This is a genomic window from Tunturiibacter psychrotolerans (assembly GCF_051013365.1).
GTDB classification, from domain to species: domain Bacteria; phylum Acidobacteriota; class Terriglobia; order Terriglobales; family Acidobacteriaceae; genus Edaphobacter; species Edaphobacter psychrotolerans_A.
Window position 1 is genome coordinate 1,104,804 of the sequence record NZ_CP132941.1, and the last position, 13,156, is coordinate 1,117,959.

The 13,156-nt window shown below is 57.2% G+C and carries 13 protein-coding genes; 3 read left to right on the forward strand and 10 right to left on the reverse strand.

Annotated elements, in window-relative coordinates; all coding sequences use genetic code 11:
• The first annotated feature begins 32 nt into the window (after window positions 1–32).
• Window positions 33–278, forward strand: a complete 246-nt coding sequence (locus RBB76_RS04515) for a hypothetical protein (RefSeq protein WP_429628596.1) — start codon at window positions 33–35, stop codon at window positions 276–278.
• 6 nt (window positions 279–284) lie between these two features.
• Here the strand turns inward: RBB76_RS04515 and RBB76_RS04520 are convergent, their stop codons facing one another.
• The 5 genes from RBB76_RS04520 to RBB76_RS04540 all read right to left on the reverse strand — a co-directional run bounded on the left by RBB76_RS04520 (window position 285) and on the right by RBB76_RS04540 (window position 5,724).
• Window positions 285–968, reverse strand: coding sequence for a 7-carboxy-7-deazaguanine synthase QueE (locus RBB76_RS04520; RefSeq protein ID WP_429628595.1), 684 nt, complete (start codon window positions 966–968; stop codon window positions 285–287).
• A gap of 27 nt (window positions 969–995) precedes the next feature.
• Complete coding sequence (gene queD, locus RBB76_RS04525) at window positions 996–1,376, reverse strand: 6-carboxytetrahydropterin synthase QueD (RefSeq protein ID WP_429628594.1); 381 nt, start codon at window positions 1,374–1,376, stop codon at window positions 996–998.
• A 113-nt stretch (window positions 1,377–1,489) separates the two neighbouring features.
• The gene (locus RBB76_RS04530) at window positions 1,490–1,735 is read right to left on the reverse strand and encodes a hypothetical protein (RefSeq protein ID WP_429628593.1); all 246 of its coding nucleotides are present in this window, start codon (window positions 1,733–1,735) and stop codon (window positions 1,490–1,492) included.
• A gap of 86 nt (window positions 1,736–1,821) precedes the next feature.
• Window positions 1,822–3,633: a glycoside hydrolase family 13 protein gene (locus RBB76_RS04535; protein ID WP_429628592.1), complete on the reverse strand. Its 1,812-nt coding sequence runs from the start codon at window positions 3,631–3,633 to the stop codon at window positions 1,822–1,824.
• Between the two features lie 42 nt (window positions 3,634–3,675).
• Window positions 3,676–5,724, reverse strand: coding sequence for an ATP-dependent DNA helicase (locus RBB76_RS04540; RefSeq protein ID WP_429628591.1), 2,049 nt, complete (start codon window positions 5,722–5,724; stop codon window positions 3,676–3,678).
• Window positions 5,725–5,846: 122 nt separating this feature from the next.
• On the opposite strand from RBB76_RS04540, the gene der reads away from it, so the two are divergent.
• Window positions 5,847–7,763, forward strand: a complete 1,917-nt coding sequence (gene der, locus RBB76_RS04545; RefSeq protein ID WP_429628590.1) for a ribosome biogenesis GTPase Der — start codon at window positions 5,847–5,849, stop codon at window positions 7,761–7,763.
• Between the two features lie 267 nt (window positions 7,764–8,030).
• Here der and RBB76_RS04550 read toward each other — a convergent pair whose 3' ends face one another.
• The 3 genes from RBB76_RS04550 to trmFO form a co-directional block, all read right to left on the reverse strand.
• A complete protein-coding gene (locus tag RBB76_RS04550; RefSeq protein ID WP_429628589.1) occupies window positions 8,031–9,032 on the reverse strand; it encodes an HPP family protein in 1,002 nt (333 codons plus the stop codon).
• Entirely contained in the window at window positions 9,029–9,499 is a 471-nt protein-coding gene (locus tag RBB76_RS04555) for a MarR family winged helix-turn-helix transcriptional regulator (RefSeq protein WP_429628588.1), read from the reverse strand. The genes RBB76_RS04550 and RBB76_RS04555 overlap by 4 nt, the downstream gene beginning before the upstream one ends.
• A gap of 66 nt (window positions 9,500–9,565) precedes the next feature.
• Window positions 9,566–10,924 carry a methylenetetrahydrofolate--tRNA-(uracil(54)-C(5))-methyltransferase (FADH(2)-oxidizing) TrmFO gene (trmFO, locus tag RBB76_RS04560; protein WP_429628587.1) on the reverse strand — a complete coding sequence of 453 codons (1,359 nt, stop codon included), beginning with the start codon at window positions 10,922–10,924 and terminating at the stop codon, window positions 9,566–9,568.
• A 328-nt stretch (window positions 10,925–11,252) separates the two neighbouring features.
• Between trmFO and RBB76_RS04565 the strand changes: the two genes are divergently transcribed.
• On the forward strand, window positions 11,253–11,834 hold the full coding sequence (locus RBB76_RS04565; protein ID WP_429628586.1) for a hypothetical protein: 582 nt from the start codon (window positions 11,253–11,255) through the stop codon (window positions 11,832–11,834).
• A gap of 21 nt (window positions 11,835–11,855) precedes the next feature.
• Here the strand turns inward: RBB76_RS04565 and RBB76_RS04570 are convergent, their stop codons facing one another.
• A complete protein-coding gene (locus tag RBB76_RS04570; protein WP_429628585.1) occupies window positions 11,856–12,380 on the reverse strand; it encodes an N-acetyltransferase family protein in 525 nt (174 codons plus the stop codon).
• A 17-nt stretch (window positions 12,381–12,397) separates the two neighbouring features.
• Window positions 12,398–13,096: a hypothetical protein gene (locus RBB76_RS04575; protein WP_429628584.1), complete on the reverse strand. Its 699-nt coding sequence runs from the start codon at window positions 13,094–13,096 to the stop codon at window positions 12,398–12,400.
• Window positions 13,097–13,156: the final 60 nt, after the last annotated feature.

Consider the following 13,156-nt stretch of genomic DNA (forward strand, 5'->3'; position numbering starts at 1 on the left):
ACTATTCCAGCATTAGTAGGAAGGAGATTGCAATGTCTGAAGATACTGCTGCTGTTGTGGTGACCGTCGCTTTTTTTGTTGTGATGGCCGCCTGGATTCCCTTGGTCATGTGTTGTGAAAAAACGATGCGAAAGCTACCTGAACGCGAGCGACAAAACGAAAGAGGTCGGGTTGTCGAGATGAAGCGTTCAAGCCGCACCAAGAAAGGAAGTGGATATGAAACGGCCGTCCTGCTCACGATAGCAGCGGCGGTGTGTTCACTCGGCCTGCTCAACTGATTCCAGCTAAACACCCTTTTTGATAGGTTCCCAGATGAATTTGTGTATCTGGAGCGACAAGCGCGCGTCGATGCCGTCAGCCATCATCCACTCAACAAGGATGCGGGGGTCCAGGGTGGCATTGTCGGTTGTGCGGAGGAGACTTGGAGTCTTGCTGAACGCGGGACTCATAAGTATCTCGCCTGCCTTTTGCTGAAGCCCATGGGTACGAATGAAGTCGCAAGCGAAATCGTAGTCTTCGCGGTGAGAGATAACGAACTTTACCTCGTCATTTTTTGTGAGGGCTTCGAGGTTTTCCATGCGGAAGCTATTGGCCGCACTACCTGATCCCGGACATTTGACGTCGACAATCTTATGAACGGCTTTAGGAACATCAGCCAACGGGCGCTCGCCACTGGTTTCGAGCATGAGTGTGTAATTCTGCGCCAGCAAACGGTCCATGAGAGGAAGTAGTTCTCTGGACTGAAGCATGGGCTCGCCACCAGTGAACTCGATGAGGCGGCATGGTGCGAGGCCTTCGATCTCCGCAACAATCTCATCGGCACTAAAGGGTTTACCGCCAGTAAAAGTGTACTCGGAGTCGCACCAGGCACAGCGAAGGTTGCAGCCCGCAAGACGGACGAAAATACAAGGGAGACCAGCAAAGGAGGACTCACCCTGAACCGATTTATAGAATTCGATTAAATGCATTTCTGTGTCTCGCCACCGAAAGTGCCACTATTTGTAGTAACGAGCAAAACTGGTGTCGGTCTCGTAGAGGGCGCAGTCTTTCACGCGGACGCGTCCGCCCGTCATCTCATGCAGTTGGCTGCTGGTCTGTTCGTAAAAATACTTAGCAAGGTTCTCCGCGCTGGGATTGATCTCCTTGTCGAAGGGTGGCAAGTCGTTGATCATGAAGTGGTCAAGGTAGTCGACGGTAGGGCGCATCACCTGCTTAAGAAGTTTGAAGTCGAGAAGCATACCAGCTTCGTCGAGTTCTTCGCCGATCAGGGTGACGAAGACCTTGTAGTTGTGGCCATGCGGGTTTTCGCACTTGCCTCTGTAATTGCGGAGGTAGTGGCCGGAAGAAAAACCGGCTTCTACGGTTATTTCAAACATCAGTCTGGGAATCCCTTCGATCTTTCAGTGGCCGCGTCTGGAGGGGTGAGCGTGGGCTGGGGACGTGGCGGCAGCCTCACTTCGATTGTACCGTTTTGCGTGGCGATACGGGGCTAGCGGCGCCGTTTCGTACGCCGGTCCTCTTCGGCACGGCGCTCAGCCTGTTCGAAGAGCGAAGAGAGAATGCCAGCAAGCGCGACGAGCAAGCCGATGACGAAGAGGCTGAGACCCATAGTTCGCCAGAGAGAGGAGTCGCCTGGCGAACCGGGCTGCTGGGCAATATTTGTGTACGCAACCCCGCAAGAGATGAAGGCGAATAAGACCAGGCTGCCAGCGAGAATGAAGAGGTTGCGTCCCATGCGGATGACTTATTTTACGGCGAGACGGCCATCGATACTTCTGTCCGAGGCGTGTCATATTGCGGCAGACCAAAAAACCATCGCCGCTATTGCACCTTATAGATGCGGGCGTCCCAACCAGCAAGATGAAGCGTACTCGTATTTTGCTCGCTGGTCGCGAGGTTCGAAAGGATAAGAGACTCAGCTTTGAGGGCGCCGGGCAGAGCGTAGGCGACGGGAATTTTCGAAAAGTTGAGGACGACGAGGTAACGCTCTGTGCCCAGGGTACGAGTGTAGGCGAAGATCGCTTTGTTGTCGGGATCAAGATCCTTGTAGTCGCCGTAGACGAAAGCCTGATGAGTACGACGAACAGCGATAAGTTTGCTCGTGTAGTTATAAACCGAGTCTGGATCAGCGACCTCCGCGGCCGCATTAATCTGAGTGTAGTTGGGGTTTTCGGCCAGCCAGGGTTTAAGTGCGGTGGTGAAGCCCCCGTTGGCGGAAGAGTCCCATTGCATGGGCGTTCGGGAGTTGTCGCGGCTCGTGTGACGGAGGTTTGCGATAAAGACGTCTTCGGGAATCTTGCCGGTGACGACGTTGGCCTTGTAGGCGTTCTTTACTTCGATGTCGTCGAAGTCTCCGATGGCTTTGAATGGGTAGTTGGTCATGCCCAGTTCGTCACCCTGATAAAGGAAGGGCGTGCCCCGCAATGTAAGGAGCATGGTCTCAAGGAGTTTGGCCGAGGGAACGCGGAACTCGGGTGAGTCGTCGCCGAAAGTCGAGACGATGCGCGGGTTGTCGTGGTTGGAGAGAAAGACAGTGTCCCAGCTGTGGGCGTCCAGTTTCTCAGCGTGGCGGGTGTAGATAGCTTTGAGAGTCGGAAGGTCTGTGGGTTTGAAGTCGTCGCGTCCGACGCGGTTAGAACGGATTGCGTCGAAGTTGAAGATCATATTGAGTTCGTGGCGGTCGTCGCCAACGATAAGTGGAGTCTGTTCGAGAGAGATACCGAGGGCTTCGCCTACAGTCATGACATCATACTTCGCCATGACGTTGCGGTTCATCTCCTGAAGGTACTCGTGCATGTGGGGACCGTTGGCGTAGGCATTGCCGTAGTTGTGGAGTTGGTCGGGGGTGAGGTCGGGGAAGGCCGGATTCTTTGAGATGAGGGGTATGACGTCCATGCGGAAGCCGTCAACGCCCTTGTCGAGCCAGAAGCGCATCAGACTGTAAACCTCTTCGCGAACTTTGGCGTTGTCCCAGTTCAGATCGGGTTGTTTTACTGCGAAGTAGTGAAGGTAGTACTGACTGGTGGTGGGATCGAACTGCCAGGCGGAGCCCGAGAAGAACGACGGATCGTTGTTCGGTGGGAGCAGCGTGGGCTTCCCGTCGGGGCCTGCCGGGCCAGGTTTGCCGTCGCGCCAGAAGTAAAAATCGCGGTAAGGATTGTCCTTGGACTTGCGGCTTTCGACGAACCAGCGATGCTCATCGGAGGTGTGATTCACGACGAGGTCGATGATGAGGCGCATATGGCGTTGCTTAATGCCCGCGAGCATCGTGTCAAAGTCAGCCATGGTTCCAAACTCGGCCATGACTTTGCGGTAATCCCGGATGTCGTAACCGTTATCGGCGTTGGGTGAGTCATAGTGCGGGCTGAGCCAGATGACGTTGACGCCCAGATGTTGGAGGTAGTCCAGCTTAGAGGTAATTCCTGGGATATCTCCAATGCCGTCGCCGTTCGAGTCTTTGAAGGAGCGCGGATAAACCTGGTAGACAACCGCCTCTTTCCACCACGTAGGCTGATAGCCATTGACGAGGGCGGGCACAGGAACAGGATCGGCGGTTTCTGACTGGATCATGGACACAGGCGCGAGGACGGCGAAAGCAAGCAGGAAGGAAGTGGCGAGAGAAGGAGTCTTCACCGGACTATGGTCTACGCAAGTTTTAGGCGCGTCAAGCAGGCACTATGCGGGACGCTCAAAGAACTGTTCAACGTCGGCGATGTCTTGTGTGAGGCGGTAGGGTGGAAGGGACTCGAGGAAGATGCGGCCGTAACGCTGACGCTGGATGCGTGGATCGAGGAGCATGAGTACACCCCGATCGTTGAGCGAGCGAATCAATCGGCCAAAGCCTTGTTTAAGCGTGATGACGGCGTTAGGGATCTGGTAGTCAAAAAAAGGCTTGCCGCCGAGAGCTTCGATAGCTTCCATGCGGGCTTCGACGATGGGGTCGGAGGGAACGGCAAAGGGGAGGCGGTCAATGATGACGCAGGACAGCTGCTCACCCTGCACGTCGACTCCCTGCCAGAAGCTAGAGGTGCCGAAGAGGACGGCGTTGGGCGTATCGCGAAACTGCTGTAAAAGGACGTGGCGAGGAGCCGAGCCATGCAGTAGCAATGGATACGGAAGCTCGGCAAGCAGTCGCTCGTAGGTATTCCGCATCTGCGAGTAGCTGGTAAAGAGGCAGAAAGCCCGTCCCTTGGTGATCTCGAGGACGCGGCGAATGCGCTCTGCGGCGCGCTCGGGGAACTCTGGCTCTCGCGGATCAGGCATATTAGGCGGCAGGTAGAGAAGGGCCTGCTTCTCATAATTGAAGTGCGAAGGGACGATGAGTTCGCGGGTTGTGTGGAGGCCCAGGCGCTTGCGGATGTGGTCGAATCCACCCGATACCGTTAGCGTCGCCGACGTGAGAATAACGGAATTGTAGTTGTCGAAAAGAGTAGTAGTCAGAAGTTCAGAGACGTCGATTGGGGTGGCCTGCAGATGAGTGTGAAAACTCGCATAGCCTACGCCCCGAGCAGCATTACGAACGCCACCCGCAGCACGTCGCTCTATCCAAAAAACCGTGTTGCGGTCGGGAGATTCGAGGAGAAAGGTAAGGTGGGCGCGAATGTCGGCGGTACGTTTGCGAAGGCCCGAGGACTCTTCCACATTCTTGAGGAGATCGAGTTCGCCCTCGAGACGGGTGAGAGCATTCTTGGTCGCGATGTAGGTGTCGCCACTTTCTTCCAGAAAAGCTTCGCGGTGGAGAAAGGGCATGCGACCACCGCCGTTGAAATTTGCACCAGAGTCAGCCGGAAGCACAGAGAAGAACATGCGAGAACGGTCTTTGAGGGTGGCACAAGCGCTTTCGATAGCACTGCTGCTCGCCTGCTTTGCCTTAAGCAGGATCTCTACATCCCGGGTAAGCTCGTCGATCCGCTGGGTCGAGAGACCGATGCCGAAGTAATTGGAGGCGACCTCTTCGAGCTCGTGCGCCTCGTCGAAGATCACGCAGGCAGCTTCAGGAAGAATGCCAGCGTCAGGTGCCCCGGCGGCCTGCTGTTTGATGTTGAGGTCAGCGAAAAATAGATGGTGATTGACGATGACAATGTCCGACTCGAGAGCCTTGCGACGCATGGCCGTAATGAAGCAGCGCTCCCAGTCGGGGCAAGTCTGACCGATGCAGACCTCGGTGCGGGCGTCCAGTTTTTGCCAGAGCGGTGAAGACTCGGGGAGATGGTTCAGCTCGGCGCGGTCACCGGTCTCTGTGACCTTCTCCCACGTGGCGATCTGATGAAACTGATCTATTTCTTCAAGTCCATTGAGCAGCGGATTGTCGCGAAGCGCGTAAAGTTTGTGGCGGCAAAGATAGTTTGCGCGCCCCTTCATGTAGCAAACCTTGAGTGGGCCGAGAAGAGACTCCAGAAACGGGACATCCTTGAAATAAAGCTGTTCCTGCAGATTTTTGGTGCCGGTGGAGATAATGACACGCTGATTCCGCTCGCGCGCCAGACGTAGGGCGGGTAGGAGGTATGCGAGGGTTTTGCCTGTGCCAGTGCCTGCTTCTACGATGAGGTGGCGCTTGTCTTTGAAGGCGGATTCGATAGCTTTGGCCATGTCGTACTGGCCGCGGCGGTGCTCGAAGGCGAGGGTGGAGCGAGAAAGGATGCCACCAGGCGCGAAGAAGTCTTGGAGGTTCGGGAGATTCTCCGGAGGGGCGGGCGTGGTCGAGATGGGGGCCGAGGTGGACACAGTGTTTTGCTGAGGATCGGGCGGCACAGAGGCTTTGCAATTTCTATAATAGAAGTGAAGCGAAGAATTAGCGTAATAAGCCTGACCGCCTAGATGGTGCGCGGGAGAAAGTTGGACGTTCCGTGGCTCAGAGAGACGATAGGAAGCGGTTAGGCAAGAAGCACAGGCAGGCGTCTACGCGACCGAAGAAGGGGCGTGCCCCTAAGACTACGCCCACGACCGGCGCGGTGGATCCCCGGAAGCGGAAGGTGCTGTCGACCAAGCGGGCGGCAGCGGATAAAGCCTCGCGGATAACCAAGCAGTCTCCGGAGCGGGAGAAGCGGAAGACCATTCGTACGGACGGGGCGGCTTCGGCCAAAACACCGAAGGGGACAGCTCCACGGGTGAAGCAGGTTAGGCCGACCGATGGAATTGTGGGGAGACAGACGCCGCGGTCGTCGAATATGGACGGGCGAGAAGAAGACTGGCGCGATATCGAGCTGCTGGCCTCTCAGATGGTCACTGAGACCGAGAGTGTAGATGCTCGTGATCTGCCACTGATTGCGGTCTGTGGGCGGCCAAATGTGGGCAAGAGTACGTTGTTCAACCGGCTGACAGGCTCGCGGCGGTCGATTGTGGGCGATGAGCCGGGCATTACGCGCGACCGCATCTACGGCGAGATCGAGTGGATGGGGCGCGACGCGAGAATCGTCGACACGGGCGGAGTTGTACCTGATGATGAAGCGTTGATTCCTGCGGAGATCTTCCGACAGGCAAAGGTCGGGCTCGAAGAGGCGGACGCCATTGTGATGGTGGTCGATGGGCGGACGGAGCTGGCTTCGCCGGATCTCGAACTTGCTCGTCTGCTTCTCCGCGGTGGTAAGCCGGTATTTCTCGCGGTCAACAAGATGGACACCGACGCGATGCAGTCGCAGGCAGAGAACTTTCGGCAGTTGGGTTTCCGAAATGTGTTGCCAATCTCGGCGGAGCACGGCTCTGGTATCGGCGACCTTCTGGACGCAGTGTTTGAGGTTCTTCCGGAGCCGGCCGAGGTGATCGAAGAGCCAGAGGTCATGCTCACGGAGAACGACGAGGCGGAGGAGGATGAGACGGGGCCGGACTATTCGGTCGCCCCTGGAGCTGAGCTTGTCTCCGAAGACGCAGATATTGTCGCACCGAAGCGTCCGAGGATGCTGCGGTCGCACGGCGAGTATGAGAGTCGCGAGACGAAGATTGCCATCATTGGCCGCCCGAATGTAGGCAAGAGCACGTTGCTGAATGCTCTGACTGGCAAACAGCGCGCGATCGTTTCTCCGATCGCGGGGACGACTCGCGATGCGGTGGATGAAGTCGTCGAGAGAGACGGCCACAGCTTCAGATTCGTCGATACGGCGGGAATCCGCAGGAAGGGCAAGACGAAGCTGATGGCTGAGAAGCTGTCGGTCATCATGGCTCGGAAGCATCTTGAGGCGGCGGATGTTTCCTTGCTAATCATCGATGCGGCGGAGGGAGTCGCGGCACTCGACGCGAACATCGGCGGCTATGCGCATGAGAGCGGCCGCAGCGTGATTATCGTCGTAAACAAGTGGGATCTTATGACCCGGACCGGCAAGGATGGGATGCGTTTGTTTGATGGCAAGCCCCCGGCGGATCAAAAGCTCTACGAGCAGGACGTTCGAGACAAGTTGAAATACCTCGAATACGCTCCGCTGTTGTTTATTTCTGCGGCGGATGGAAAAAACATCGAGCAGGTGTTCAAGAAGGTGGAGCTGGTCGCGCGCGAGCGACGCAAGCGCGTGACCACGGGACAGATGAATCGCTTCTTGGAGAAAGTGGACTTCCAGAAAGCGAGCGTTCCGATGAACAAGCGCGTTCGGATCTACTACATGACGCAGGCGGCTGTCGCTCCTCCGACGTTTGTGCTGTTTACCGACAAGGATGTGAAGATGCACTTCTCCTTCGAGCGATTTCTCGGCAACCAGATTCGGGAGAACTTCGGGTTCATCGGAAGCCCGATCTGGTTCAAAATCAAGGCGCGAAACAAGAAGAAGACGGAATAGCTATTTGCCAGGTACCCCCCTCTCCCCCCGGGGGGTATTTTGCGCCTAAGTCTCGTGTTTTCTTTCAGATGCAGGGTTCCGTTGGCTGCAAAATATTGCATCTAAACGACTTACGGCTAAAATACTTGTTTTCAATAAGTTGACTTCTTGCCCCCGAACGACAGAGCCCCGGCTTTTTGGACAGGGCTTGTTTTGAATCCATACTTTGATTTTAACAGTTTGCACAGAACTAATACGCCACGCGAATCTCTTTGATTGGCGCGGGTTTCATGCGTTTTGGGGCTTGACAAAATTTTCCGGCACAAATTCGGTAGAGTATCGCTGGCGCAGGCGCTTGTATCCGAAGAAGTAGAGGGTAAGGGCTACCGTGCCGAGGAGTACGGAGAGGGGAAATCTGTAGTCCGGGGCGGTCATGACGAATGGGAGCAACCCAACCGCTAGGGCTGGCGGCATATGCACGTCGAAGAGACGAAGGATCACCACTGAGCACAGAACCGTCGTCATCACAGCGATGAAGTTTGCGTGTAGAGCGTGGTGCGTAATGAGTCCTATCGATGCCGTGAGCAGACAGACGATGGGAAAGAGCACGGGATGCTTCATCCAGCCGGGGATCTCGGGATGTCCGAAGAGTTCATAGGCCATGACGATCAAGGGGGGAAAGAGAAGGAAGCGGAGACCCGTGATCTGAGCGGCGGCACCGAGGATCAGGACGAACGTCATGAGTCCGATGATCCAGAAGCGGTCGTGCGCTGGCGCTTCGAGTGCGTCGACCAACTCTGAGTGCTCGGCTTCGCTACGGCTGGGGTGATCGTTGCCAACTCCAAACTGACGCCACAGTAGGAAAACAATGGCCAGTAGAGCGAGTCCGAGAAAGATGGCGCATGGATAGAGCCAGCTTCGTTCACCTAGAACCATGGGGAGAACGCCGGCGGAGATTGCAGGGGCGATGGTCGACTTCATCAGCTTGATGCAGATAAGGCTGAGGGCAACGATGAGTGCGATGTTGAGTGCGCCGTAGCTGAGGTGGCGGGTGAGGTAGAGGCCAATGATGGCCGTGACCGTTGGGGTAAGGACGAGGCGCCAAGGCTGGTTAGCCCACTTGCCGCGTGGGCGGGTGATGACATCGTGCGACAAGGCGGCGAGTTCGGGGAAGAGAAGGAGAGCGATGCCGGTAGAGTGAGCTGTCCAGGCAACGACTCCGATAAATGCGATAACGAGCGTCTCAGCGATGGTTTGAACCGTCTTCCTTTCGAGGATGGTTTGTTTCATCGGCTCTTCCTTCCGGGTTCAACTAGGTCTGGACGTATAGTTTCGCGGTGACGACGGATGCGCGTCAGGGCCTTGATCAGTGTGGGGACCAGTTCGTAGAGCTCGCGCTCGTGGTCGTCCGAGAGGACTCGGAGAATCTTGTTGCCCTGTGCGGTGATCTGCAACACCACACGACGGCGGTCGGAGGTGTCGTGAATGCGACGAATTAGCCCCGCCTCCTCGCATCGTTTGCTGAGTTCGACGACGCTGTTGTGGCGCAGGCCCAATCTCTCTGCCACGTAGGAGACGGTCGTTTCGACGCCTTCCGGAGCACCGGCGACATGCAGTAAGAGTTGATGCTGCTGAGGATGCAGGCCGACTTCTACTGCACGTTCTTCACTGAACTGGAGGAACTTCCGAAGGGTGTAACGAAACTCCGCCAGGGTTTGCACTCTTTGCCGATCAGTGGACTGAAGGGGTTTCATCATCTGTTTTATTATATCGCATTACGATATATATCGTGGTAATAACACTACTGAAACAAGCAACTTGATTTAGGTCAGTGCGAGCCACTCGTCCCATGCGGCGAGGGCGCGGTCGCACTGGATTTTGTGGCGTTCCTTCTTGTCACGAATCTTTTTTCGGAGATCTTCTTCGAGTGGAGGGAGGAGGTCGAAGGTGATGTTGGCGGGTTGGAACTTTTTTGTTTCCGCGTGGGTGATGTAGTGGGTGAGCGAGCCGTTGGCGCTGAGGCGCGGGGCTGGTTTCGGCACGTTGCCGTTCGCGATGGCGGCGGCGTAGATGCCTGCCAGCATGCCTGATGCGATGGATTCGGTATAGCCTTCGACGCCGCTGAGCTGGCCGGCGATCATGATGTGCGGATGTGCCTTGAGCTGTAGGGTTTCGGTGAGCAGCGATGGCGCGTGGATGTAAGTGTTGCGGTGGATCTGCCCGTAGCGGAGGAAGGTTGCGTTTTCGAGGCCGGGGATGAGCTTGAGGACTCGATTTTGCTCGCCGTACTTGAGGTGATTCTGGAAGCCGACGAGGTTGTAGCTGTCGGCGCGAAGATTTTCCTGACGTAACTGCACGACGGCGTAGGGCCAGCGGCCGGTCTTCGGGTCGGTGAGGCCAACGGGCTTCATGGGGCCGAAGCGAAGGGTGTCGCGACCGCGGCGAGCGGTCTCTTCGATGGGGAGGCAGCCTTCGAAGTACTGGAGTTTTTCTGCAGTGCCGGTTACGGGGAACTTTTCCCAGTCCTTCGATTCGACGGCTTCGGCTGTGGTGAGAGCGTCCATGAAGCGGTCGTACTCTTCTTTGGTGAAGGGGCAGTTGATGTAGTCTGCGGTGCCTTTGTCGTAGCGGGCGGCGAAGTAGACCCTGGACATGTCGATGGTGGTGGCGTCGACGATGGGGGAGATGGAGTCGTAGAAGGCGAGATGGTCGGAGCCGGTGAGGCGCTGGAGCTCGGCGGCGAGGGTAGGAGAGGTGAGCGGGCCCGACGCGAGGATCGTGAGGGTGTCGGGGGCCTGCTCGTCGAGCGTCGTGACCTCTTCGCGGTGAACGCGGATGCGGGGCTCGGCGGCGATGCGTTCGGCGACGCGTTTGGAGAATTCGAGGCGATCAACGGCTAGAGCGTGGCCCGCGGGGACGGCGGTGGCGTCGGCTTCGGCGAGGAGAATGCTGCCTGCTTGGCGCATCTCCTGCTTGAGGAGCCAGGGGGCTGTGTTTTCGGACTCGGACTTGAGGGAGTTGGAGCAGACCAGTTCGGCGAAGTCGGAGGTCTGGTGAGCTTCGGTGGAACGAGTGGGGCGCATCTCGTAGAGCTCGACTTCGCAGCCGCGCTTGGCTGCCTGGAGGGCTGCTTCGGGGCCAGCGAGACCGCCGCCGATGATTTTGATTCGTCTGGTTGTCATGCCTCCCCCTCTCCCCTCGTTTTTGGTCAAAGTATTCCAATAAAGGAACTTACGTCTGGACTTCGTGCGTCATCCCTTGATACCAAGGACCAGCTTCGAGCAAAGTCTTCCATCCACAGGAGTTACCTGCGGTGTTGCAGGATGAACTGGCTTGGATTTGGTCTTGCCCCCTGCTTCTTATTATAACGGCCGCGTCAAGCAACTAGGAGCCATATAGACAGATCGCGCGCCATTTGCAACAGAAGATCTTGCCTTGGGTATAACCCATTTGTGTAGTTGGGGGCTGGCGGCGTCTCGATCATAATGACCTTAACTCAAGAGGTTCCCCATGGAACAGACGCTAGCAGATGTGTTTGAAGAGGCTCGCATAGTTGTTGCGGCTGCCGATCGTAAGGTCGCAGAAGAAGAGGAACGGCGCAGAGAAGGCGAGCGGGCAGGTCTGCTGCAGCAGCTCGGCGTCCGAATCGAAGAATCTTTCGACTTCACCAGCAGGGAAAAGCTCGAGCTGGAACCGCGTCTTGATGTGCAGCGCGGCGTGGCGGTCGTCGAGTTTGTGGTCAGGAGTTTGCGGGCCATCTTTCTTCTGTCTCCCAATGAAGGCAACACTTGGACTCTTCGGGTGCTCGCAGACGGCCATGAGATGGAGGTCCTGAGCGAATTTCAAGGTGGCACGAAGGACGAAGCTGGATCGCAGCGTCTGGCGGCGGCACGCATCGTGACGATGATCGGCAACTGGATTCAAAACGCCAGGCGTCCTCCTCAAGCGGTTCCCGTTACTGTTTCTGTTGCTGCGGCCGCTATTCCTACCGAGATTCCGACCATACGGGCGGCGTCTTCCAGACTTCAACTACGCGAAGAGCCGAAGCATGAGCGGACCTACGGCACGATGGGCAAATTCCTCGGCGCCTAGTTTCTCCAGCGGCATCGATTTCTAGCGGGATAGCGCGGCGAGGGCGGCCAAGGCATCGCCAGAGACTTGCATGCCCTTCCAATCGGACTTCATCACAGCTCCCAGCTGGTGATAGAAGTCGATCGACGGCGTGTTCCAATCGAGCACGGCCCATTCGTAGCGAGGACAGCCTTCGGCAACGGCAATTGCGGCGACGCGAGTGAGGAGGGCTTTGCCAATTCCCTTCCCGCGATGCTCAGGGCTGACGTAAAGGTCCTCCAGATAGATGCCTGCGTGCCCGCGCCAGGTGGAGTAGTTGTAGAAGTAGAGAGCAAACCCCGCGGCGGTGGTTGTGTCTTCGCTGGTCAGCTCGGCAATGATGCAGTGGAAGCGTTTGGTGGGCCCGAAGCCATCGCGAAGGAGGTCGGCTTCCGTGGCGAGCACGGCATCCGGTTCGCGCTCGTACGTGGCCAAATCGCGAATGAAGGTGAGAATCTGCGGAACGTCGGCAGGCGTCGCGGGGCGGAGACTGAGCGCGGCGTCGGTGCGTAATTGGCGGTCGGTCATCGCTGATTTTCCTGTGCTCATGGTTTGGACGAGTCGGCGGCGGACTTCGCACCCGGTTGAGCGGCGAGCCACTTGTCGAAGGGGATGTTGAAGTCGAAGAGCTGTTTTTTGCCGTCGAGGGTGTGGACCATCTTGACGTAGAGCTCGGCGCCCTTCAGAGGCTGATCAGGGAGTTGGCGAACGTCGTAGAAGAGATAACCGGCGAGGGTGCTGTGCGGATCGACGGTGGTTCCGTTGAAGCCAAAATCGTTGTCGTCTTTGGTGATCGATTTGTCGACGGGCTTGTCGTGGAGGGTGATCGGCGGCAGGGGCATCGGCATGGGGACTTTGCGGCCAGCGGTGCCTTTGGTCGAGAAGAGGCGGCGCTGGAGATCATCGTCGGTGGCGGCGGGAATCTTGTCGTTGTTGATGGAGATGAACTGGATGCGCGCATCGGCGAGCGAGAGCGGTGTGTCGCTGTCGTTGGTGAAGATGACGCGAATGGCGACGAAGCCGTGCTGGATGTAGGGGAGGCGGAAGAAGTCGCAGTCTTTGGGGTCGTCGCAGGGGTCGGCGGCGACCGTGACTTTCTCGTTGGCGTGCGTCTCGAAGGCGGCGTACTGATTGGCAGGTTTTGCGGGGGGCGCTTTCTTGTCGGCTGCCTGGGTAGTAGCTGCAAAGATGCAGAAAGTTGTTACTAGTAGGATCGAAATCGTGCGGAACCGGTAGGACATCATGGCCAGAGTTGATTATCATCTGCGCTGGCGTACAAGGTAAAGCGAGGACACGGCGACGGT